This is a genomic window from Streptomyces sp. NPDC055400, assembly GCF_053644375.1.
In genome coordinates this window covers 118,026-138,656 of record NZ_JBSHLM010000007.1, presented here as the reverse complement: position 1 = coordinate 138,656, position 20,631 = coordinate 118,026, and the positions used below count along the sequence as shown (strand labels likewise).

Annotated in this window: 20 protein-coding genes and 1 pseudogene; 13 read left to right on the top strand and 8 right to left on the bottom strand. The window is 71.4% G+C overall.

The genetic code is table 11. The annotated features are described in order from the left end of the window. The first annotated feature begins 72 nt into the window (after window positions 1-72). The 6 genes from ACWIGU_RS20020 to ACWIGU_RS19995 all read left to right on the top strand — a co-directional run bounded on the left by ACWIGU_RS20020 (window position 73) and on the right by ACWIGU_RS19995 (window position 5,700). Complete coding sequence (locus tag ACWIGU_RS20020) at window positions 73-393, top strand: DMT family transporter (RefSeq protein WP_454402646.1); 321 nt, start codon at window positions 73-75, stop codon at window positions 391-393. Then, window positions 393-998 (top strand): TetR/AcrR family transcriptional regulator, encoded by a 606-nt coding sequence (locus tag ACWIGU_RS20015; RefSeq protein WP_454402644.1) that lies wholly within the window; start codon window positions 393-395, stop codon window positions 996-998. The genes ACWIGU_RS20020 and ACWIGU_RS20015 overlap by 1 nt, the downstream gene beginning before the upstream one ends. A gap of 54 nt (window positions 999-1,052) precedes the next feature. Further along, on the top strand, window positions 1,053-2,054 hold the full coding sequence (dapD, locus tag ACWIGU_RS20010; RefSeq protein ID WP_454402642.1) for a 2,3,4,5-tetrahydropyridine-2,6-dicarboxylate N-succinyltransferase: 1,002 nt from the start codon (window positions 1,053-1,055) through the stop codon (window positions 2,052-2,054). A gap of 501 nt (window positions 2,055-2,555) precedes the next feature. Beyond that, entirely contained in the window at window positions 2,556-3,650 is a 1,095-nt protein-coding gene (locus ACWIGU_RS20005; RefSeq protein ID WP_454402640.1) for a YncE family protein, read from the top strand. 218 nt (window positions 3,651-3,868) lie between these two features. Beyond that, the gene (locus ACWIGU_RS20000) at window positions 3,869-4,480 is read left to right on the top strand and encodes a SigE family RNA polymerase sigma factor (RefSeq protein ID WP_454402638.1); all 612 of its coding nucleotides are present in this window, start codon (window positions 3,869-3,871) and stop codon (window positions 4,478-4,480) included. After that, window positions 4,477-5,700, top strand: coding sequence for a WD40 repeat domain-containing protein (locus ACWIGU_RS19995; protein ID WP_454402636.1), 1,224 nt, complete (start codon window positions 4,477-4,479; stop codon window positions 5,698-5,700). The genes ACWIGU_RS20000 and ACWIGU_RS19995 overlap by 4 nt, the downstream gene beginning before the upstream one ends. Here the strand turns inward: ACWIGU_RS19995 and dapA are convergent. Continuing rightward, on the bottom strand, window positions 5,687-6,592 hold the full coding sequence (gene dapA, locus ACWIGU_RS19990; RefSeq protein WP_454402634.1) for a 4-hydroxy-tetrahydrodipicolinate synthase: 906 nt from the start codon (window positions 6,590-6,592) through the stop codon (window positions 5,687-5,689). The two genes, ACWIGU_RS19995 and dapA, sit on opposite strands and share 14 nt — an antisense overlap. A gap of 207 nt (window positions 6,593-6,799) precedes the next feature. Here dapA and ACWIGU_RS19985 point away from each other — a divergent pair, with 207 nt between their 5' ends. Then, a complete protein-coding gene (locus ACWIGU_RS19985; RefSeq protein WP_454402632.1) occupies window positions 6,800-7,036 on the top strand; it encodes a hypothetical protein in 237 nt (78 codons plus the stop codon). Window positions 7,037-7,101: 65 nt separating this feature from the next. Here the strand turns inward: ACWIGU_RS19985 and ACWIGU_RS19980 are convergent, their stop codons facing one another. The 4 genes from ACWIGU_RS19980 to ACWIGU_RS19965 all read right to left on the bottom strand — a co-directional run bounded on the left by ACWIGU_RS19980 (window position 7,102) and on the right by ACWIGU_RS19965 (window position 10,471). After that, on the bottom strand, window positions 7,102-7,896 hold the full coding sequence (locus ACWIGU_RS19980) for an ABC transporter permease (protein WP_454402630.1): 795 nt from the start codon (window positions 7,894-7,896) through the stop codon (window positions 7,102-7,104). After that, window positions 7,893-8,894, bottom strand: a complete 1,002-nt coding sequence (locus tag ACWIGU_RS19975; RefSeq protein WP_454402628.1) for an ATP-binding cassette domain-containing protein — start codon at window positions 8,892-8,894, stop codon at window positions 7,893-7,895. Before ACWIGU_RS19975 ends, ACWIGU_RS19980 begins: the two co-directional genes overlap by 4 nt. Window positions 8,895-9,005: 111 nt before the next feature. Continuing rightward, the gene (locus ACWIGU_RS19970) at window positions 9,006-9,863 is read right to left on the bottom strand and encodes a DUF4097 family beta strand repeat-containing protein (RefSeq protein ID WP_454402626.1); all 858 of its coding nucleotides are present in this window, start codon (window positions 9,861-9,863) and stop codon (window positions 9,006-9,008) included. Between the two features lie 65 nt (window positions 9,864-9,928). After that, window positions 9,929-10,471, bottom strand: a complete 543-nt coding sequence (locus ACWIGU_RS19965) for a hypothetical protein (RefSeq protein WP_454402624.1) — start codon at window positions 10,469-10,471, stop codon at window positions 9,929-9,931. 324 nt (window positions 10,472-10,795) lie between these two features. Here ACWIGU_RS19965 and ACWIGU_RS19960 point away from each other — a divergent pair, with 324 nt between their 5' ends. Together ACWIGU_RS19960 and ACWIGU_RS19955 are read left to right on the top strand one after the other, a co-directional pair. After that, a complete protein-coding gene (locus tag ACWIGU_RS19960; RefSeq protein ID WP_100592426.1) occupies window positions 10,796-11,416 on the top strand; it encodes an ArsR/SmtB family transcription factor in 621 nt (206 codons plus the stop codon). 30 nt (window positions 11,417-11,446) lie between these two features. Continuing rightward, on the top strand, window positions 11,447-12,190 hold the full coding sequence (locus ACWIGU_RS19955; RefSeq protein WP_454402622.1) for an SRPBCC family protein: 744 nt from the start codon (window positions 11,447-11,449) through the stop codon (window positions 12,188-12,190). Between the two features lie 72 nt (window positions 12,191-12,262). Here the strand turns inward: ACWIGU_RS19955 and ACWIGU_RS19950 are convergent, their stop codons facing one another. After that, window positions 12,263-14,086, bottom strand: a complete 1,824-nt coding sequence (locus tag ACWIGU_RS19950) for an endonuclease/exonuclease/phosphatase family protein (RefSeq protein ID WP_454402620.1) — start codon at window positions 14,084-14,086, stop codon at window positions 12,263-12,265. Between the two features lie 215 nt (window positions 14,087-14,301). Between ACWIGU_RS19950 and ACWIGU_RS19945 the strand changes: the two genes are divergently transcribed. Together ACWIGU_RS19945 and ACWIGU_RS19940 are read left to right on the top strand one after the other, a co-directional pair. Continuing rightward, on the top strand, window positions 14,302-15,744 hold the full coding sequence (locus ACWIGU_RS19945) for a hypothetical protein (RefSeq protein WP_454402618.1): 1,443 nt from the start codon (window positions 14,302-14,304) through the stop codon (window positions 15,742-15,744). A 227-nt stretch (window positions 15,745-15,971) separates the two neighbouring features. Beyond that, window positions 15,972-17,429: an alkaline phosphatase PhoX gene (locus ACWIGU_RS19940; RefSeq protein WP_454402616.1), complete on the top strand. Its 1,458-nt coding sequence runs from the start codon at window positions 15,972-15,974 to the stop codon at window positions 17,427-17,429. A 103-nt stretch (window positions 17,430-17,532) separates the two neighbouring features. Here the strand turns inward: ACWIGU_RS19940 and ACWIGU_RS19935 are convergent, their stop codons facing one another. Beyond that, window positions 17,533-18,429: a serine/threonine-protein kinase gene (locus tag ACWIGU_RS19935; RefSeq protein ID WP_454402614.1), complete on the bottom strand. Its 897-nt coding sequence runs from the start codon at window positions 18,427-18,429 to the stop codon at window positions 17,533-17,535. 214 nt (window positions 18,430-18,643) lie between these two features. On the opposite strand from ACWIGU_RS19935, the pseudogene ACWIGU_RS19930 reads away from it, so the two are divergent. Both ACWIGU_RS19930 and ACWIGU_RS19925 read left to right on the top strand, forming a co-directional pair. Then, window positions 18,644-18,751, top strand: a pseudogene (locus ACWIGU_RS19930) (1-aminocyclopropane-1-carboxylate deaminase); the annotation flags it as partial. Between the two features lie 142 nt (window positions 18,752-18,893). Then, window positions 18,894-19,121 (top strand): CarD family transcriptional regulator, encoded by a 228-nt coding sequence (locus ACWIGU_RS19925; RefSeq protein ID WP_116502770.1) that lies wholly within the window; start codon window positions 18,894-18,896, stop codon window positions 19,119-19,121. 222 nt (window positions 19,122-19,343) lie between these two features. On the opposite strand, the gene ACWIGU_RS19920 is transcribed toward ACWIGU_RS19925, so the two are convergent. Then, window positions 19,344-20,558 carry a TerD family protein gene (locus ACWIGU_RS19920; protein WP_454403078.1) on the bottom strand — a complete coding sequence of 405 codons (1,215 nt, stop codon included), beginning with the start codon at window positions 20,556-20,558 and terminating at the stop codon, window positions 19,344-19,346. Window positions 20,559-20,631 lie beyond the last annotated feature (73 nt).

The following is a 20,631-nucleotide window of genomic DNA, read 5'->3' as shown; positions in this document are numbered from 1 at the left end:
CACAGTGATCGCGACACGATAGCCCGACCGTGCTATGTACGCCCGTACACAACGTTGCGTACACTCGTACACATGGGATACGTACTGCTCTCCGGCGCCATCGCGGCGGAAGTGGCCGCCACCACCGCCATGAAGTACAGCGAGGGATTCAGCCGGCTCTGGCCCTCCCTGATCACCGTCTCCGGCTATCTGATCGCGTTCGCGCTGCTCGCCCAGACGCTGAAGACCGTGCAGGTCGGGACCGCGTACGCGATCTGGGCCGGCGTCGGCACGGCCGTCATCGCCGGGATAGGGATGCTTTTCCTCGGCGAGGCGATGACCGCGGCCCGGGTCGCGGGCATCGCCCTGGTCATCGGCGGCGTGGTGCTGCTCAACCTGGGCGGCGCCCACTGATGGCGCGGCGCTACGACCCCGAGCGGCGGCAGCGCATCATCGACGCCGCGATCCGGGTGGCGGGCGAGAAGGGCATCGGCGGGCTCAGCCACCGCAGCGTCGCCGCCGAGGCCGATGTGCCGCTCGGCTCGACGACGTACCACTTCGAGACCCTCGACGAACTGCTTGTCGCCGCGCTGCGCCAGGCCAACGAGGGGTTCGCGAAGGCCGTCGAAGGCAGCGCCGTCCTCGAGGCGCCGCGCCCCCGGCTCGCCGCCGGGCTCGCCGCGGTCCTCGGCGAGTGGCTCGCCGGTGACCGCACCGGCGTCGAGCTCGAGTACGAGCTGTATCTCGCCGCCCTGCGAAGGCCCGCGCTGCGGCCCGTCGCCGCCGATTGGTGCGAGGGCCTCGCCGCCGGGCTCGCGCGCCGCACCGACCCGGTCACGGCCCGCGCGCTGGTCGCCCTGATGGACGGAATCTGCCTCCAGGTGCTCCTCACCGGCGCTGTCTACGAGGAGGAGTACGCGCGCGACATGCTCGCGCGGGTCATCGACGGAGCGCCCGGCGAGGACGCGGACGGTGCCGCGGCCGACCGGCCGGGGGAGCGCGGCACGCCCGGTACATGAGACACCGGCCGTACCGGTTCGCCCCCGCGGCGCACCTCCGGTTAGGTTTCACCCATGTCTGACTCTCCCGCCAGCACCACCGCTCAGCGCACCACCGGCGCCGTCGCCGCGGGCCTCGCCACGCTCACCGCCGACGGCACCGTCCTCGACACCTGGTTCCCCGCCCCGTCCCTCCAGGACGAGCCCGGCCCGGCCGGCACCGAGCGGCTCTCCGCCGAGCGCGCCGCCGAGCTGCTCGGCGAGGGCGCCGCGAAGGCCATCGGCCCCGACGCGCGCCGCGGTGTGGAGACCGTCGCCGTGCGCACGGTCATCGCCTCGCTCGACGACAAGCCGCTCGACGCGCACGACGCGTACCTGCGCCTCCACCTGCTCTCCCACCGGCTGGTCAAGCCGCACGGGCAGAACCTGGACGGCGTCTTCGGCCTCCTCGCCAACGTCGCCTGGACCTCGCTCGGCCCGGTCGCCGTCGACGACGTCGAGAAGGTCCGCCTCAACGCCCGCGCCGAGGGCCTGCACCTCTCCGTGACGTCCATCGACAAGTTCCCCCGCATGACGGACTACGTCGCGCCGAAGGGCGTCCGCATCGCCGACGCCGACCGCGTCCGGCTCGGCGCGCACCTCGCCGAGGGCACCACCGTCATGCACGAGGGCTTCGTCAACTTCAACGCCGGCACGCTCGGCACGTCGATGGTCGAGGGCCGCATCTCCGCCGGGGTCGTCGTGGGCAACGGCTCCGACATCGGCGGCGGTGCCTCCACCATGGGCACGCTCTCCGGAGGCGGCAACGTCCGCATCACGATCGGCGAGCGCTGCCTCGTCGGCGCGGAGGCGGGCGTCGGCATCGCCCTCGGCGACGAGTGCGTCGTCGAGGCCGGCCTGTACGTCACCGCCGGCACGCGCGTCACGATGCCCGACGGCGAGATCGTGAAGGCCCGCGACCTGTCCGGCGCCTCGAACATCCTCTTCCGCCGCAACTCGGTCTCCGGCACTGTCGAGGCCCGCCCGAACAACGCGGTGTGGGGCGGCCTGAACGAGGTTCTGCACAGCCACAACTGATCACGGACGGCCGTGACCTGCGGCCGCCTGCTCGATCACTGCTCTGACCTGCTGCCGAGCTGTCGGCAGTGGTCAGCGTCGGTCACCGACGAGCGCCCTTCCACGGCCCCAGGACGGCCCGGGAGGGCGCTCGTGCGTTGCGAGGACACCTGCCTTGTCAGTCCGATCGACCATCAGCATGTCTGCGGGCCACGTCGCATGCTGATGCCGTCCGAGGGTGCCGATAGCCGCCGTCGTCCGCCCTCGCTTCCTCCCGCTCGGCGAGCAACAGGCCGCCGGACTGCAGGGGCCGGCTGCGATCGGCCCGCTGCCTTCGGCCACGGCCCCTGTTCCTGAGCTCATGGGAGAGAAGTCCCGGCAAGCGGTCACGTTCAGCGCAGTCCGGCTGGCAGAGCACCGTGGCGGACCCAAGGATGTGCTGTGACGGTCGTGGACGTTCGTTGATGCTCAGCCGTCGCACTCATCATGACGGCCCCCAAGGGTCGACGGCCTGGAGGAAGAATGTCCCGAACTCTCCCTGAGCTTCTGCCAGGCGACGTCTCCGCATCCCCACGCCGTGGCGCACCTCGTCAGTGGCTCGGCCGGTCGAACGTCATCCTGGCGGCATTCTCCATCGTCCTGCTGTCCGCCACGGCTCCTCACGCCTTTGCAGCGCCGCACAAAGACCTGCGCAGTGATCGCCTCTATGTCGCCAACGGCGGCTCGGGAACCGTGTCGGTGATCGACACCAGGACCAACGCGTTCGTCGGCCCCCCGATCCACGTCGGCAAAGGCCCCGCCGGGGTGGCCGTGGACAGCGTCCGCGGTCGCGCCTACGTCGCCAACTCCGGCTCGGACGCCGTGTCGGTGATCGACACCAAGAGAAACACTGTCGTGGGCCCCCCGATCCGCGTCGGTAAAGGGCCCGCCGGGGTGGCCGTGGACAGCGTCCGCGGTCGCGCCTACGTGGTCAACGCCCACTCGGACAGCGTGTCGGTGATCAGCACCAAGAGAAACACTGTCGTGGGTTCCCCGATCCGCGTCGGTAAAGGGCCCGCCGGGGTGGCCGTGGACAGCGTCCGCGGTCGCGCCTATGTGGTCAACGCCCACTCGGACAGCGTGTCGGTGATCAGCACCAAGAGAAACACTGTCGTGGGTTCCCCGATCCGCGTCGGTAAAGGGCCCGCCGGGGTGGCTGTCGACAGCGTCCGCGGTCGCGCCTACGTGGTCAACGCCCACTCGAACGCCGTGTCGGTGATCAGCACCAAGACCGACACCGTTGTGGGCTCCCCGATCCACCTCGGCAAAGGCCCCGCCGGGGTGGCCGTCGACAGCCTCCGAGGCCGCGCCTACGTGGCCAACTCCGGCTGGAACACCGTGTCGCTGGTCAACACCAGGACCAACGCGGTCGTCGGCTTCCCGATCCCCGTCCGCTACGGCCCCGCCTGGGTGGCCACCGACGCCCTCCGCGGTCGCGCCTACGTGGCCAACTCCGGCTCGGACAGCGTGTCGGTGATCGACACCAGGACCAACGCGGTCGTGGGCTCCCCGATCCCCGTCGGCAACGCCCCCGCCGGTGTGGCCTTGGGGAAGTCGCTCCGGCCCGCGAATCACTGACTTTTCAAGACCTGCTACAAGATCAGAGCAGCCACAACTGACGTACCCCGCAACCGAAGTGGCCCGCACCGGCATCCGGTGCGGGCCACTCGCGTCATCCCGCGCACAATGTCCCGCGTATTTCTTGCGCACGCAGGCATAGCGAGGGGGCACCGCGCGCGTCACAAGGAACAGCAGGGGGGGCAGCAGGGCCGCCCGACGGGGAAGAGAAGGTGAAGATGGATGCGGGCAGGGAAGCACCAGCGGGGTATGCCGGGCAGACGGCGGGCGAGGCGGGCTCGGATCGCTGGGACAGCTTCCGCGAGTTCGTGGCGAGCAGGTCATCCGCGCTCCTGAGGACCGCGGTGCTCCTCAGCGGGGGCGACCGGCACGCCGCCGAGGACCTGCTCCAGAACGCGCTGATCAAGGCGGCCGGACGCTGGCACCGGATCGACGAACCGGAGGCCTACGTACGGAAGATCCTCTACCGCCAGCAGATCAGCAGATGGCGCCTGAAGTGGCGCGGACGGGAACTGACCGTCGCCGAGCCGCCGGAGAGTCGTACAGGGGTCGACTCTTCGCACGCCGCCGACCTGCGCATCGTGATGCGCACCGCGCTCGCCAGGCTCACCGCCCGGCAGCGCACCGTACTCGTCCTGCGCTACTTCGAGGACCTGGCCGAGGCGGACGTCGCCCGCCTGCTCGGCTGTTCGGTGGGCACCGTGCGCTCGACCACGCACCGCTCGCTCGCCAAGCTGCGCAGCCTCGCGCCCGAACTCGCCGCGCTCGGTCCGGCCGACGCCGAAGACCTGCCGTCCCGTGACTTCTCGCCCATGGAGGTGCGTCCGTGAACGTCGATGAACTGCTCCGCGACGCACTGCGCGAACAGGCCGCCGACGGCGCGTCCGTGCCGTCCGGCTTCGCCGACCGGGTGCTCGCCGTGCGGCACCGCCGCCGGGTCCGCGCCCTCGCGGGAGCCGCGGTCGCCACGGCAGCGGTCGTCGTCGCCGCGGTCGCCGTGCCCGTCCTGAACTCGGGTGGCCAGGACGTACGCCCCGCGAGCCAGATGAACCGGAGCGACATCATCGCGCACCCGGACCAGTCGCCGCCGCGGGACCTGATCGCGGCGGGGGACACGGCGCTGGCCGCGTTCTCCACGTACAAGAAGGTCGGGCTGCCGGGCCGGGACGCCGAGATGCGGCGCACCTACGGGCTGCTCAACCAGAAGACCGGCAAGTACGACAGGACCACCCGGTGGTCGTGGGTCGACGTGGCGCCCGGCATGCGGACGGCCGCCGTCCTGGAGAAGCGGCTGCCCGTCGACCGCATCGGCCTGCTCGACCTGATCACCGGCAAGGTGGAGCGGTGGATCGAGCTCGACAAGGGCGTGGGCGGGGTGACGTTCTCGCCGGACGGCAGGAAGCTCGTCGCCACGACGTACTCCAAGAACCCCGACCACCTCTACTGGTCGCACAAGATGAGCGTGAACGGCAAGAACGAGCCGGGGCCGGTCGCCGGCCGGACCGGGTACGCCGTCGTCGACGTGGCCTCCGGCAAGGCCGACTGGCACGAACTGCCCTTCTGGAAGGACGAGATGGGCTGGTCGCCGAACGCGCGCGCCGACCTCGCGTTCAGCCACGACGGCAAGCTCGTCTACGAGGGGATCCCGACGGCCCCCGGCCGGATCTACTACGACCTGAACGGCCGCAAGGTGGCTACACCCGCCCTGGAGAAGCATCTGTCGTGGGTGCAGGCGGGGCTCTCGCCGGACGGCAGGCTCGTCGCGGGTGACTTCGCCGGCCAGGGCGGCGAGATCGCCTCGGCGATCGTCGATCCGCTCAGCGGCAAGATGATCACCAAGGTGCCGGGCCAGCGGCTGCTCGCCTGGGCCGACAGCAAGCGGCTCATCGCCTGGGGCTGCGACCCCAAGAAGTGCCGCGGCAAGGGCGAGTTCCGCAACCAGCTGCTCCTGCTCACCATCGGCAGTGACAAGGTCGTCCAGCTCAGCGACTTCCGCAAGGCGTCCTCCGACTACCCGGGCCGCTGGACACCGCAGTTCACGGCGCGCTGACGAATCCTTCGTACGCGGACAGCAGCCCGTCGGTCACCTCGTGGCCGGCGGGCCGCAGTGGTGCGCGGACCGGGCCGGCAGGCAGGCCGAGCGCGCCGAGCAGTGCCTTCGCGGTGACCGTGCCGGGCAGGCCGGACGCCATCATCAACTCCACGAGCGGCGCCGCCAGTTGCTGGCGCCGGGCCGCCTCCCGGGTGTCGCCCGCGTCGAAGGTGTCCAGGACGGCCCGCAGCGCGCGCGGAGCCACGTTCGCGACCGTCGACACGAAGCCCGCCCCGCCCACCGCGTACAGCGGAAGCGCGAACTCCTCGCAGCCCGCGTAGTACGCGAGACCGGTCGCGCCGAGCACCTTCTGCGTGCCGAGCATGTCGTACGCGCAGTCCTTGACGGCCACGATCCGGGGGTGGGACGCCAGCCGGATCAGGGTGTCCGGCTCGATGCGCGTGCCGGTGCGGCCCGGGATGTCGTACAGCATCACCGGCAGCCCCGACGCGTCCGCGATCTCGCGGAAGTGCGCCTCAAGGGCGCCCTGTGGCGGGCGGCTGTAGTACGGGCTGACGACCAACAGGCCGTCCGCGCCCGCCTTTTCGGCCCCGGCCGCCAGCTCCACGGTGTGCCGCGTGTCCGCCGTGCCGATGCCCGCGACGACCGGGACCCGCTCCCCGACCGCGTCCTTCACGGCCCGCACGAGCGCCGCCTTCTCCTCGTCCGACGTCGTGGGGGACTCGCCGGTGGTGCCGGACAGGACGAGGCCTTCACAGCCCTCGGCCACCAGGTGGGCCGCCAGGCGCTGCGCGCCGTCCAGGTCCAGGGCGCCGTCGTCGGCGAACGGCGTGACCATGGCGCACAGGGCGCGGCCGAAGGGCGGGTGCGGAGAGTTCGCGAGGCTCATAGGTGCAGTCTCGGCGCCCCGACCGTGCAGCTCCACTTAATTCTTCTACGAGGTAGTGGCAAGCCTTGCTAAGCAGTCGGGGTCCGTGGCCGAGTTCCGACGGGATATTGGCCGAGGGATGACCTTCAGGAAATGCGCCCGGATTCCGAGTTATCAGGAAGAAGTTGCACGTATGCGTAGACATATAAAACGTATAAGGATCCCGTGGTGCGTGACATCGTCCTGGCCCTCGCCGTTCCCCTGCTGATCTGTGCGAGTGGCGTCTACGCCGCGTGTGACGGCTGGTGGCGCCGCAGGCACCCCGCGCCGGACCCGCACTCGCAGGCCGGGCGCCGCCTCGCCGCCGAACGGGCGGTGGCCGACGCGGAGGCGATCGTGGCCGACCGGTACGCGATCCTCGCCGAGGCGGAGCGCGGCGCCGCGCGGCTCGGGGGACGGCAGTAGGGCGGGGCGCTCACTCCCTGTCGGTGAGTGGGCGCCCCGCCCTCGTGCGTTCCTGTGTTCAGTGCTCAGTACTTACCGATGCTGTTGAAGAGCGAGCGCGACCAGACGTAGCCGAGTACCGCCAGCGCCACGCACCAGGCCACGGCCAGCCACCCGTTGTTGCCGATCTCGGTGCCGAGCAGCAGTCCGCGCACCGTCTCGATGGCCGGAGTGAACGGCTGGTACTCGGCGATCGGCTGGAACCAGCCCGGCATCGCGTCGACCGGCACGAAGGCGCTGGACAGGAGCGGCAGGATCATCAGCGGCATGGCGTTGTTGCTGGCCGCCTCGGCGTTCGGGCTGGAGAGGCCCATCCCGACCGCGATCCACGTGAGCGCCAGGGAGACGAGCGCCAGCAGTCCGACCGCCAGGATCCACTCCAGGGCGGTGGCGTCGGTGGCGCGGAACCCGATCGCCACGGCGACGGCCCCGACGACCACCACGCTCATCACACACTGCAGAACACTGCCGACGACGTGTCCGACGAGCACCGACCCGCGGTGGATCGACATCGTACGGAAGCGGGCGATGATGCCCTCGGTCATGTCCATGGAGACGGATACCGCGCTGCCGATCGTGGTGCCGCCGATGGTCAGCATCAGGATGCCCGGGACGAGATAGGCGATGTACGCGGAGCGGTCGGCGCCGCCGCCGCTGATGCCCGCGCTCATCACGTCCCCGAAGATGTAGACGAAGAGCAGCAGCAGCACGACCGGCGTGAGCAGCAGATTCAGCGTCATGGAGGGGTAGCGCCGCGCGTGCAGGAGGTTGCGGCGCAGCATCGTGGACGAGTCGCGCACGGCGAGGGACAGGGAGCTCATCGGGCATTCTCCTTGGGCTGGTTCGGCTGGGCGGGCACGCCGGCACCGGCGCCGCCGGTCAGGGCGAAGAACACGTCGTCGAGGTCGGGGGTGTGCACGGTCAGCTCGTCCGCCTCGATGGCGGCGGCGTCCAGCCAGTCGAGGATGGAGCGCAGCTCGCGCTGGCTGCCGTCGCTGGGGATCTGCAGTGCGAGGGCGTCGTCGTCCCGGTGGGCCTCGCGCAGTGAGAGGGCGGCGGCCTGGTAGACGTCCGGGTCGGTGAAGCGGAGCCGGATGTGTCCGCCGGGGATGAGCCGCTTGAGTTCCTCGGCGGTGCCTTCGGCGGCGATCTTGCCGTTGTTGAGTACGGCGATGCGGTCGGCGAGTTCGTCGGCCTCGTCCAGGTACTGGGTGGTGAGGAAGACGGTGACGCCGTCGGAGACCAGCTCGCGGATGATGCCCCACATGTTGTGACGGGCGCGCGGGTCGAGGCCGGTGGTCGGTTCGTCGAGGAAGATGATCCGCGGATTGCCGACCAGCGTCATGGCGATGTCCAGGCGGCGCTTCATGCCGCCGGAGTACGTGGAGGCGGGCTTCTTCGCGGCGTCGGTCAGGTCGAAGCGTTCGAGGAGCTCGGCGGCGACCCGCCGCCCCTCACGCTTGGACAGGTGGTGCAGGTCCGCCATGAGGAACATGTTCTCCTCGCCGGTGATCAGCCCGTCGACGGCGGAGAACTGACCGGTCACGCCGATCGCGGCACGCACGCCTTCCGGCGAAGTGGCGACGTCGTGGCCCGCGACCTGGGCCTGGCCGCCGTCGGCGGAGATGAGCGTGGACAGGATCTGCACGGCGGTGGTCTTGCCCGCGCCGTTCGGGCCGAGCAGCGCGAACACGGTGCCGGCCGGGATGTGCAGGTCGATGCCGTCGAGGACGGTCTTGTCGCCGTAGGACTTGCGCAGATCGGCGGTGGAGACGGCGGCGGGCGGCTGCTGGCCGTTGCCCAACCTGGGCGTAGGCATGACAGACGAAGGCATGGAGCCCTCCCAATCGAAGGCGTGGTGAGCGATGACGTGGTGGGGGTGAAGCGGTGAGCGGTGAAGTGGCCGCCGGCGTACGGAACGTGGGGCGGGTCAGGCCCGGGCGCGGCGGATGTCGATGTTGCCGAACTTGGTCCGGGCGCGGACCTCGACGGTGTCCTCGGACTTGTCGGGGCCGTCGGAGGCGCCGAGCCCGTTGTGCACCTGGCCGGCGGCCGAGCTCACGTCGAGCCAGGCGGCCGTGCCCCCGCGGATGCCGATCTCGATGGCGCCGTAGGAGGTCTCCAACTGGACGGTGCCGCGGGCGACTTCGTCGACGCGCAGGGCGCCGTGGGCGGTGGTGGCCGCGACCGAGCCCTCGGCGCGCCCGACGAAGATGTCACCGTGGGCGCCGTTCACGCGCAGATCGCCCAGGGCGTCGCCGACGGTCGTGGTACCGGAGGAGTTCTTCAGGACGGCCTGACCGTCGACGGTGCCGAGGCGCACGCTGCCGGAGCTGGTGGTGATCTCGGCGGACCCCTGGACGTGGTCCACGGTGACGCTGCCGTGGGACGCGGCCAGGTGCAGCGGCCCGCTGGTCTCGAGGCGGACGTCGCCCGACGAGGTCTTCACGCGGACCTCGCCGAGCCGGCCCTCGCCGTTCACCTGGGTCCAGGCGCCGGCCACCTCCACCTGCGAGCCCGTCGGCAGCTCGACCGTCACGTCGACGACTCCGGAGGGGCCGATGAGGCGGCGGCCCTTGGGCGTCCTGATGGTCAGCAGGCCGCTCGCGTACCGCACTTCGGTCTGCTCGGCGGCGCGCACGTGCTGGTCCTTCTTCGGGTCGCGCGGCTGCACGTCGACGAGAGTGTCGAGCCGGTCGGTGGCGATGAACCGGATGGACCCGGCTTCCACGTGGGCGGTGGCCGAGATCGGCTCCGGAGTGTCGAAAGGAGCGTCGAAAGAAGGCATGGCTGTCCCGTCCTCTTGGGTCTCAGGGTGAAGTTCCGGGTGAATCCGGGCGGGCGGAGGCGCGGTCAGCGCACCCAGCCCGTGAAGCTCTGGCCGACGGTGCGGGTGGTGCGGGTGGCTTTGGTGCCTCCCGGCGCACGTGACGCGGTGCCGCCGTCGACCGCGGCCGACACGGCTCGTACCAGCCACGCGTTGACCGACAGGCCCTCGCGGTTCGCGGCCTCCTCGGCGCGCGTCTTGAGGTGGGCGGGCAGGCGCAGATTGACGCGGGCGGTGCCGCCGTCGTCGCCGTCGGCGGGCGCCGGGGCCGGCGCCTTGAGCGGCTCGGCGGGCCCGCTCCGGTCCTCGTACGGCGCCTCGTCGGCCGCCGGCCGCGTCACCACGAAGTCGGGGTCGAGCCCGCGCAGCCGTACGTCGACCGAGCCGGGGGCGAGTTCACGGGTGATCTCGTCCATCGCGGCGGAGAGCACATTGAGCATCGTCAGGCGGGTCGCCGACTCCAGGGGAGCGGTGAGCCGTTCGGCCAGCTCGCGGGCTTCTTCGCCGCCGGCTTCGGCGGCCACCGCGAGTTCGCGGCGGAGGTTGTCGACATACGGCGTGAGGTCCATGACGCCATAGTGGCACCATGTTGGCGCCATGCGCAAGCGCGTGGGGGAGGCGATGGTGGGTCAGGGTTGGACGAGAGGCTCTGACCTGCGGAAACGTTGTGACGTCGAGTTGCGTCAATGCGGTGCCACGTGGAGCTCGGCCCACTCTGGCGTCTCTGATGGCACCGTGTGGCACCGTGTGGCACCGCGTGGCGCCATGCGGCGCCACGCGACGTCGGCGAGGTCCGTCCATGCCTGGGCGAGTGGCCCCCTTCCCTTCTTCCCCGACTCGCCGAACAATCAAGTCGCCTGGACAAAAAAAGTTTTCGGTGCGACCGTGGAGTCATGTTGGACGTCACCGTGATCGAGGACCCGGCGGCAGCCGCGGTCTCCCTCGACCCGATCAGGGCCCGGCTGCTCGCGGAGCTGGCCGCCGGACCCGCATCCGCCGCGATGCTCGCCCCCAAGGTCGGCCTGCCGCGCCAGAAGGTGAACTACCACCTCAAGGCGCTGGAGAAGCACGGCCTGGTCGAGCTGGCGGGGGAGCGGCGCAAGGGCAATGTCACCGAGCGCCTGATGCGGGCCACGGCCGCCTCGTACGTGATCTCACCGGTCGCGCTCGGCGCCGTGCAGCCCGACCCGGACCGGGCCCGCGACCAGCTCTCCGCGCGCTGGCTGCTCGCCGTCGCGGCACGCCTCGTACAGGACGTGGGAGCGCTGCTGACCGGGGCCGCCAAGGCGAAGAAGCGCCTCGCCACCTACGCCCTCGACGGCGAGGTCAGGTTCGCGTCCGCCGCGGACCGGGCCGCGTTCATCGAGGAGCTGACCCAAGGGGTCGGCGCGCTCGTCCGCAAGTACCACGACGGATCCGCCGAGGGCGGCCGCGACCACCGCGTGGTGATCGCCGTGCATCCCTCCGTGAAGGATCCGCAGCCCCGACCGCCCCTCGAAGACCGACCGCACTGAGCGCACCGACCGCACCAAGGAGTTACCGCCATGACGAACGAACCCAGGGAATTCGAGATCGCCCGCGAGTTCGAGGTCGACGCCACCCCCGAGCAGGTCTGGGAGGCGCTCACCTCGGGCACCGGCGGCTGGCTGTGGCCGATGGAGTACGAGCCGAAGGAGGGCGGCCGCGGGCCGCACGGCGCCACGATCACGGCCTGGGATCCGGAGCACCGCCTCACCGCCCGCTCGGACAACCCGGACGCGCTGCCCCCGTTCCAGACCCTCAACCAACTGGACCACGTCATCGAGGCCCGCGACGGCGGCAGCCGCGCCTGGGTCCGCTACGTCCACAGCGGGATCTTCACCGACAACTGGGACGACTACTACGACGGCGCCGACAAGCACACCGACTTCTACCTGCACACGCTGCGCCAGTACCTGACGCACTTCGCGGGCCGTCCCGTCGCCTTCACCATGTTCGACGGGCCCGCCGCGTCCGCGGACACCGAGGCCCTCGCCGCCGTCGGCCGCGCCCTCGGCCTGCCCGACGACGCCGCCGAGGGCGCCAAGCTGCGGGTCCGGGGCCCCGGCGGCGAGACCCTGGACGCCGTGCTCGACTACCGCAACCCGTACTTCATCGGCCTGCGCACCGACGACGCCCTGTACCGCATCTTCGGCCGCGGCCGCTGGGGCGCGCCCGTCGGCATCGTCGTCCACGACTTCGCGCCGGACGCCGACGCCGCGCAGGACGAGACCGCCTGGCGCGGCTGGCTGGACGGGGTCTTCGCCTGACCGACCCCGCCGCCGGACGGCCCGCAGGTGCTGCCTACAGACCCCGCAGGTGCTGCAGACAGACCGCAGGTGCTAGGGACGGAACCGCAGCACCTGCGGGTCGTGGTCGCTGATCTGGTCGTTGAACTCGCTGTTGATGTGCACGCTGTCGTACGCGAAGTCGTCGTGCCGGATCGACGGGCTGATCAGGATCTGGTCGAGCACCTGGCTGTTGCCCTGGTAGTCGTACGTGTAACGCTCGCCCCTCGGCAGGGACTTGATCGCCGACCACAGAGCGCCGCCGTCCTCCAGGCGCTGTGCCGTGCCGGAGAACTCGAAGTCGTTGATGTCGCCGAGCGTGACGACGTCGGCGTTCTCCTGCGCCTTGAGGATCTCCTTCACGAAGCCGTTCACCGCGTCCGCCTGCGCGTGGCGCTGGGTCTCCGAACTGCGCGCCGGCGGCTGGTACTGGGCCGTCAGGCCCTGGTCGCCGCCCTTCGACGCGAAGTGGTTGGCGATCACGAAGACGGTCTTGCCGCGGAAGACGAACTCGCCCGCGAGCGGCTTGCGGCTGTTCTTCCACGCCGCGTCCGCCGGGGCGATCCGGCCCGGGGACGCGGTCAGCGCGGCCTGCCCGTGCGTCAGCGTCACACCCACCGGCGTCGTGGAGTCGCCGCCCGCGCGGTCGGTGAACGAGACGCGCTCGGGGTTGAAGAGGAACACCTGGCGGATGTTGCCGCCGGGTTCGCCGCCGTCCTGGTCGTTGACCGGGTCGACGGAGCGCCAGTCGTACTTCGGGCCGCCCGCGGCGACGATCGCGTCGATCAGCTTGTTCACCGTGACGTCCGCGGCGACCGTGCCGTCGTCCTTCGCGCCGTTGTTGTCCTGGATCTCCTCCAGGGACACGACGTCGGGGGACTGGAGGTGGTCGACGATCGCGGCCGCGTGCGCGGCGAACGTGCCGTCGCCCGGGTCCAGGTTCTCGACGTTGTACGTGGCCACGGCCAGCTCGCCGCGCTTCTGCTTCCGCGTCGTCTCCCGCTCCAGGCCTCCCTTGTCCAGGGTGCCGAGCTCCCGCGCGACCAGCGTGTAACCGCCGAACTGGGTGTAGTCCAGGGGCCCTTCGGTCCGCCCCGCCAGGGTGTCCCCGACGTTCGCCGCGGGGAAGTCGGCGACCGTGCCGAGCGACTGGATCTGCAGCCGGCCCGTGTTCTGGGACCCGTACGAGCCGTAGACGGTGCCGCCGCGGCGCGTGGGGTTCTCGTGCGGCTTGACCGTCACCCACAGCTCGGCGTACGCGTCGGAGGCGGTGACGACACGGGAGGAGCCGACCCGTACGTTCATGCCCTCCAGGGACTCGTAGAGGTCGAGGGCGTACTCCGACGGGCGCAGCGGCAGCGCGTTGACCGAGCCGTTCGCCGCCGGGTCGCCGGCCGGAGCGTACGCGGCGGGGACCGACTTCGCGTCGATGACCGTGGCGGCCGGGAGCGCGTTGCCCGACGAGACGACCGTGACCGTCGGCTTGGTGATCTCCGTGACGGACTGGTTGCCCGACGAGGCGCCGCCGGGGACGTACTCCGAGACCGTGCCCGAGACCGTCACCGCGTCGCCGGTGACGGCCTTCGGGGCCGAGCTGGTGAAGACGAAGACGCCCTCGCTCGTGGCGGGGTCGGCGTCGGGCGCCGTGTCCTGGATCCAGAAGCCCTTGGACGAGCCGTAGCCTCTGACGCCCGTGACCACGCCGGCCACGTCCGTGACCTGCTTCCCGGCCAGCGGGGACATCCGGGTCGCGCCCTGGATGTCATGGATGCGTATCGCGTCCGCGTGCGCGGGCGAGGTGAGGACGACGGCGGAGACGGTGGAGCAGACGGCGGCGACGGTCAGCGCGGCGAGGCGCGACGAGTTCTTGCTCGGCAAGGGGTCCCTCCGGGGACGTGTGTGAGGCGCCGGGACGAGGGTGGAGCGAGTGGCCGCTCCGCGCTCTTCTACGCGCGTAAATGTCTTGTGGAGCAAGGGGAGTTGTCAAGGTTTCAGCGGTGTACGGTTCCTGACGGGTACATGAACCGGGCGGCATGCTGCCAAATCCGTCTAGGCTGAGCGGTCGCACAACACGTCCGGAGGAGAACAAGGCGATGTCAGACAGCTCCCCCCTGCCGCCGGCGAGGCTGCGCTCCGAAGCGGAACTCGCGCGCGACGCCCTCGCCACCCCGCTGCTCTCCCGCGCGGTGCGGCTCGCCCGCTGGGCGGGACCCGCGACCCGGGTCGGCGCGGGCGGCGAACTCGTCGAGGAACAGCTGCCCGCCGCGGCGCTCGAACTCGGGCTCGCCGCGGACGCCGACGGGGCCGCGGACGCGAGCGAGGCCTGGCGGGTCGCGGTCGACACCGGGCTCGTGGAGATCGTGGACGAGGAGGAGGGCACCGTCGCCGCGGGCGAGGACCTCGCCGTCGTCGCCTCCGGCAGCCCGCAGGACATCCTCACCCTGTGGCTCGGCGCCCTGGACGCCGCGCTCGCCGACGCGAGCGTGCCGGACCTGGACGACCTCGTCGACGTCCTGGAGGAGACCGGCGAGGTCGACTTCTCGCAGCTCGACTGGGACCCCGAGGCGGAGGCCGAGTTCCTCGAAGGCGTCCTCGGCAACCTCTATCTCCTGACCGTCACCGAGGGCGGCGCGGGCGACGAGCCCGTCCCGCTGCCCGCCCTCGCCGCGTCGATGATCGTGCCCGACGACATGGGCGAACCCACGGACGACGTCCTGGAGCAGGTGTCGGACGCGATGCTGAAGCTGGACGACCAGTTCCGGCTGCTCGCCCCGGTGGGACTCGTCGAGTTCCAGCCGGTCGACGAGGCCCTGATGGCGGAGATCGGGGAGGGCGAGGGGGCCGACGAGCCCGACGCCTTCGACGACTCGGACGTCACGCGGTACGGCATGGTGCGCCTCACCCCGCTCGGGCTCTACGGTGTCCGCGCGCGCATGATCGACGCGGGCCTCGACGCGCCCGTCGTCGGCGACCTCGCGGACAAGGGCGCCGACACACTGCTCGACGGCACGTCGTCGTTCCCGCAGGCCGCGGCGCAGGACGAGATCGAGCAGTGGCTCGCACGGCGCCAACCGCTCGTGGCGGCACGGGAGTTGCTGGCCGCGGCGCGCGGCGCGGACGCCGGGGCGCCGCTGCGGCGGCTGCGCTGCCAGCAGGCGCTGTCCCTCGTGGGCGGCGAGGCGGAGCCGGCGCTCAGGGAGGTGCTCGACGACGCGGAGCTGGGCGGTCTCGCGCGGGTCTGGCTCGCCGAGCACGGGGCGAGCGACGTGCCCGCGCCGCCGGAGTCCCTGATCTTCTGGCTCACCGTCGACACGATCGCCGCGCAGCTCGCCCTCGAGGGCAACTCCGACGAGCTCCAGGGCCTGGTCGAGGGACTCGCGGCGCAGCACCGCGGGTTCTTCGCGGCGGCCTGGAAGGTGGACCACCCGGCGACGGCGGACGTCCTGGAGGCGATGGGACGTCTGCACCCCGACAAGAAGGTGGCCAAGGAGGCCCGCAAGGCGGCGTTCAAGGCGCGGTCCGCGCAGGGCGGATAGCGGACGACGCCGGGACGGGGAGGGGGCGGGGCGCGAGGGCGCCCCGCCCCCTTTCGCGTACCGCCCGTCCCCTCCCCCTCGGCCCCGCCCGCCGACGACCGTGAACGTGTTCGCTCTGATTGCGTCGAGCGGAGTTCAACCCCCGTTCAGGCATGACGGGGAACGTGTGGCCGAAACAGCATCAGCGCCCGCTCCACCGCCACAGCCACTCGGTCACAGGAGACACCATGTCGCTCACCCGCAGGGACTTCACGAGACGCTCCGCCGCCACGGGCGCGGGCATCGCCCTGGCCGGCACCGTCGGCGCGCTCGCCACCGCTCCCGGTGCGCTGGCCGCCGAAGGGGACTACGAGGACGCCGCGCACACCGAGGGTCACGACGGGCAGCACCACGGTGTGGGCTACGGCTCGCTCGTCGACGACCCGAAGGGCCTGCTCGCGCTGCCCGCCGGATTCTCGTACCGCGTCATCACGTACACCGGTAAGACGACCCTGGAGTCGGGCGAGTCGACGCCGTCGAACCACGACGGCACCGCCACCTTCGACGGTCCCCGCGGCGCCACGCTGCTCGTCAACAACCACGAGATCGGCGGCGCCCGCACCAAGGCGAAGTACCCGGTCCCGCTCGCCGATGGTCTCGTCTACGACCCGGCCGCGGCCGGTGGCTGCACCGTCGTCGAGGTCCGCCGCGACGGACAGGTCGCCGAGTGGGTCGGCATCGCCGGCACCGCCACCAACTGCGCCGGCGGGCGCACCCCTTGGGACACCTGGCTGACCTGCGAGGAGACCGAGGACAAGGCCGGCGCCAACGGCATGACCAAGGACCACGGCTACGTCTTCGAGGTCGACCCCGCGGACCGCCGCGCGAACCGCGAGCCCAAGCCGGTCAAGGCCTTCGGCCGGTACGCCCACGAGGCCGTCGTGATCGACCCCAAGCGCGGCCACGCCTACCTCACCGAGGACGCGTCCGGCCCCAACGGCCTGCTGTACCGCTGGACCCCGCCGAAGGGCTTCCAGCACGGCCGCGGCAAGCTGCGCACGCTCGCCGACGACGCGGGCGTCCTCCAGGCCACCAAGTGCTTCGACTCCGGCGGCCGCTTCGTCGACGACCTGTCGCGCGCCACGCAGATCGGCACGGTCTACGGCGTCGACTGGATCGACGTGCCCGACCGCGACGCGAAGACGGTCTCCGTGCGCAAGCAGTTCGCCGATGGTGAGGTCACCCGCGCCCGCAAGCTCGAAGGCATGTGGTGGGCCGACGGCGGCACGTACATCGTCTCCTCGTTCGCCCGTGCGGAGAGCCCCGTCCAGCACGACGGACAGGTCTGGTTCTACGACCCCAAGCGCCGCACCCTGACGCTCAAGGTCCTGCTCGGCGTGAACGCGGACCCCTCCAAGGACGGCGCCTTCGACGGCCCGGACAACATCACGGTCTCCCCGTACGGCGGCCTTGTCATCGCCGAGGACGGCAACGGCATCCAGCACCTGTTCGGCGCGACCGACAGCGGACGCACGTACCCGATCGCGCGCAACGAGCTGAACATCGGCACCGAACAGGAGCCGGAGTACAGCGAGTTCACGGGCGTCACGTTCTCGCCCGATGGCCGGACCCTCTACGCGAACATCCAGACCCCGGGCATCATGCTCGCCATCACGGGGCCGTGGAAGCGCCAGCGCTCGAACTGATCACGCTCCACCCGAAGCGACTGACGGCCGACTTCCGGCCGACCGCTGACTCCGGCCGACGCGCACGCACCTGCCGTGCGCGTCGGCCGCGGTCGTCCCCGGATCAGTCCTGCTCCTGGGCCGACAGCCGCTCCGCGAGCGACTCCTCGTGCACGTGGATGAGGGCCGCGACCTCCTCCTGCTCCCACCAGGGATACGGGGTCGCCCGGGCCACGCACCACGCCAGGACCTCGGGGACCGTCGGACGGGCGTACGGGGACTTGGCCAGGCAGCCGCCGAGGAACGCCTCCCACTCCTGGTCCGGGACTCCGACCAGGTCGGGCTCCTCGTGCAGCGTGCGGTGGATGACGTGCGGGGCGTTGCCCGCGCCGTGCGGATTGCGGCCCGTCGCGCAGAGGCCGAGCAGCGCGCCGAGCGCGAACACGTCCGCGGGGGCGCCGGCCGGGACGGCGTGGGTGATCTGCTCGGGCGCCATGAAGCCGGGGGAGCCGGCCGGTTCGGCGACCGGTTCGCCGATGCCGGGTGTCCCGCCGCCCGGGACCGCCGCCTTCGCGACCCCGAAGTCGATGACCTTGGGCCCGGCGGCCGTCACGACGACGTTCGCCGGCTTGAGATCGCCGTGCACGAGCCCCGTCGCATGGATCGCCGTGAGCGCCCCGGCGAGCGAGGCGCCGATCGCGGCGAGGGCACCCGGGTCCGGCAGGCCGAGCGCCGCCACGGCCTCGGACAGCGAGGGACCCACGCAGAACTCCGCCGCGGTCCAGGGCACCGCCGCCTCGGGGTCGGCGTCGAGCACGGCCGCGGTGAAGGGCCCCCGCACGGCCCGCGCCGCCTCGGTCTCCCACCGGTAACGCGCCCTGAACAGCGGTTCGGCGGCGAGCGGCTCCCGCACTGTCCTGACCACCACGACCCGGCCCGCCGGTGAGCGCGCCAGGTGCGCGGTCCCCATGCCGCCGTCGCCGAGCTGACTGACGAGGCGGTAACCCGCGAGACGCACCATGGAACGCCATCCTCCTGTACGGCTTCGAACAGCGGTACCGCGGCTCGCCGCCGGCGGGCAGGGACGTCCGGAAGACCCGGGCCGCCGAGCACCGCTGACGATCACTGCGACGCCAGGCAGGCACCGGGGGGTTCCCGCGAGCGGGATGGGTATCGAGCACTTCAGTTCATGGAGCGGGCGCGGAGCGCTGGAGTCTTCGTCCCGGCGGAGCCCGATGATCGACCTGGTCGCCCCGGGCGAGATCGGCCCCGACACGACCGTCCTGTACGCCCACCTCGGCGGCCAGCCCGCCCTGAACGCCTACAGCGCGCTGTTCCAGTGATCTGCGTCGCTGCAAAAGCCCACGCCGGGGGGGCTCAGGCGCAGGTGAGCGCAGGTCGAGAGGGGTGTTTCACGGACATCGTCACCGAAGTGTGAGCACGTAGGCGTGGTGTCCGTGGGTGCGCGGGGCGCATACTCGTTGAATGACAAGGCCCCCCAGTACGCGCCGCCACCTTCCGGGCAGCCCCTTCAACGTCCCGGCAAAGCCCGCTCCGCCGGTAGAGCAGTTCGCCGTGGGCGACCGCGTTTCCCATGATCAGTACGGCCTCGGCAGGATCATCGGGGTCGAGGGCGACGAAGCCGTGCTCATCGACTTCGCCGGGCAGCAGGGCCGGTTCCTGAGCCCGTTCTCCAAGCTGTCCAAGCTCTGACGTATCCGACGCTTCGGACCTGGCGCCCTGGATTCGGGGGTCATGTCCACGGCTTCGGAGGCTGACGCCAAGAGGCGGTCGGCGGCACGGGTTTCCGTGCCGCCGGCCGCCTCTGTCGTGTCCGCCCGTCACCCCTCGTGACGCCCCGGATCCCGGTGGCAACCCCTCGCTCGCATGAGCGAAGGACTGCCGTCCCCGGGGAGCCTGTGCCGCGGGCCGTTCTCAGAGCGCCTGTGCCGCCGGCTTGACCATGCCGCGCACCGTCCGCGACTTCACGAAGTCGCCCATGGCCGTCATGTCCCACTCGCCGGAGAACTGGCGGATCAGCTTCGCCATCATCACGCCCGTCTGCGCCTCCGCGTTCGTCAGGTCGAAGCGGACCAGCTCCTCGCCCGTCGCCGCGTCGATGAGCCGGCAGTACGCCTTGGCGACCTCGGTGAACTTCTGGCCCGAGAACGAGTTCACCGTGAACACCAGGCCCGTCACCTCCTGCGGGAGCCGGCCCAGGTCGACGACGATGACCTCGTCGTCCCCGCCGCCCTCGCCCGTGAGGTTGTCGCCGGAGTGCTTGATCGCGCCGTTCACGATCGAGAGCTTGCCGAAGTAGCAGCTGTCCACGTGGTTGCGCTGGGGGCCGAAGGCGATGACCGACGCGTCCAGGTCGATGTCCTTGCCGCGGAACGCGGGCTCCCAGCCGAGGCCCATCTTGACCTGCGAGAGCAGCGGCTGTCCGCCCTTGACCAGGGACACCGTCTGGTTCTTCTGGAGGCTGACGCGGCCCTTGTCCAGATTGATCTTCCCGGCGCCCGGAGCGGGGGCGGCGGGCGGGGCGGCCGGGGCGGCGGCGGGCGCGGGCGGGGCCACGCGCGGGTCGACCGGGGGAGTGGTCGGCGCGGGCATGGCCTGCACGGGCTGCGCCGGCGCGGGGGCCGGCGCCGGGGCCGCGGGCTCTTCGACGCTCACGCCGAAGTCCGTGGCGATGCCCGCCAGGCCGTTCGCATAGCCCTGGCCCACCGCGCGCGCCTTCCACGCGCCGTTACGCAGGTAGATCTCGACGATCACGAGAGCCGTCTCGGTGCCGAGCTGCGGAGGTGTGAACGTGGCAAGCACGGAGCCGTCGTCGGCCTTGATCGTGGCCGTGGGCTCGATGCCCTGGAAGGTCTGGCCGGCCGCGTCCGGGCTCGCGGTGACGACGATCTTCTCGATGCCCGGCGGCACGGCGGTCGTGTCCACCACGATCGCGTCCGGTGCCGTGCCGCCGCCCGAGCGGTAGGTCACGCCCGGGCCCGAGGGCTGGTTGTAGAAGATGAAGTCGTCGTCGGAACGTACCTTGCCGTCGGCGGTGAGCAGCAGGCCCGAGACGTCGAGCCGCACCGGGGCGGCGACGTCCACCGCCACGCGGGCGGTGGACAGCGGGATGTTCGAGCCGGGGGTCATAGCGGTCATGCCGGGGTAACGAGCGATGCGGCTTTGCCGTTCCCTTACCTGCCGATGACTTCCCACCGATGGC

What these genes read in the sequence shown, in the direction of transcription:
- ACWIGU_RS20020 (WP_454402646.1), top strand. Translation starts at nt 73, where the DNA reads ATGGGATACGTACTGCTCTCCGGCGCCATCGCGGCGGAAGTGGCCGCC.
- ACWIGU_RS20015 (WP_454402644.1), top strand. Translation starts at nt 393, where the DNA reads ATGGCGCGGCGCTACGACCCCGAGCGGCGGCAGCGCATCATCGACGCC.
- dapD (WP_454402642.1), top strand. Translation starts at nt 1,053, where the DNA reads ATGTCTGACTCTCCCGCCAGCACCACCGCTCAGCGCACCACCGGCGCC.
- ACWIGU_RS20005 (WP_454402640.1), top strand. Translation starts at nt 2,556, where the DNA reads ATGTCCCGAACTCTCCCTGAGCTTCTGCCAGGCGACGTCTCCGCATCC.
- ACWIGU_RS20000 (WP_454402638.1), top strand. Translation starts at nt 3,869, where the DNA reads ATGGATGCGGGCAGGGAAGCACCAGCGGGGTATGCCGGGCAGACGGCG.
- dapA (WP_454402634.1), bottom strand. Translation starts at nt 6,592, where the DNA reads ATGAGCCTCGCGAACTCTCCGCACCCGCCCTTCGGCCGCGCCCTGTGC.
- ACWIGU_RS19980 (WP_454402630.1), bottom strand. Translation starts at nt 7,896, where the DNA reads ATGAGCTCCCTGTCCCTCGCCGTGCGCGACTCGTCCACGATGCTGCGC.
- ACWIGU_RS19975 (WP_454402628.1), bottom strand. Translation starts at nt 8,894, where the DNA reads ATGCCTACGCCCAGGTTGGGCAACGGCCAGCAGCCGCCCGCCGCCGTC.
- ACWIGU_RS19970 (WP_454402626.1), bottom strand. Translation starts at nt 9,863, where the DNA reads ATGCCTTCTTTCGACGCTCCTTTCGACACTCCGGAGCCGATCTCGGCC.
- ACWIGU_RS19965 (WP_454402624.1), bottom strand. Translation starts at nt 10,471, where the DNA reads ATGGACCTCACGCCGTATGTCGACAACCTCCGCCGCGAACTCGCGGTG.
- ACWIGU_RS19960 (WP_100592426.1), top strand. Translation starts at nt 10,796, where the DNA reads ATGTTGGACGTCACCGTGATCGAGGACCCGGCGGCAGCCGCGGTCTCC.
- ACWIGU_RS19955 (WP_454402622.1), top strand. Translation starts at nt 11,447, where the DNA reads ATGACGAACGAACCCAGGGAATTCGAGATCGCCCGCGAGTTCGAGGTC.
- ACWIGU_RS19945 (WP_454402618.1), top strand. Translation starts at nt 14,302, where the DNA reads ATGTCAGACAGCTCCCCCCTGCCGCCGGCGAGGCTGCGCTCCGAAGCG.
- ACWIGU_RS19940 (WP_454402616.1), top strand. Translation starts at nt 15,972, where the DNA reads ATGTCGCTCACCCGCAGGGACTTCACGAGACGCTCCGCCGCCACGGGC.
- ACWIGU_RS19935 (WP_454402614.1), bottom strand. Translation starts at nt 18,429, where the DNA reads ATGGTGCGTCTCGCGGGTTACCGCCTCGTCAGTCAGCTCGGCGACGGC.
- ACWIGU_RS19925 (WP_116502770.1), top strand. Translation starts at nt 18,894, where the DNA reads ATGACAAGGCCCCCCAGTACGCGCCGCCACCTTCCGGGCAGCCCCTTC.
- ACWIGU_RS19920 (WP_454403078.1), bottom strand. Translation starts at nt 20,558, where the DNA reads ATGACCCCCGGCTCGAACATCCCGCTGTCCACCGCCCGCGTGGCGGTG.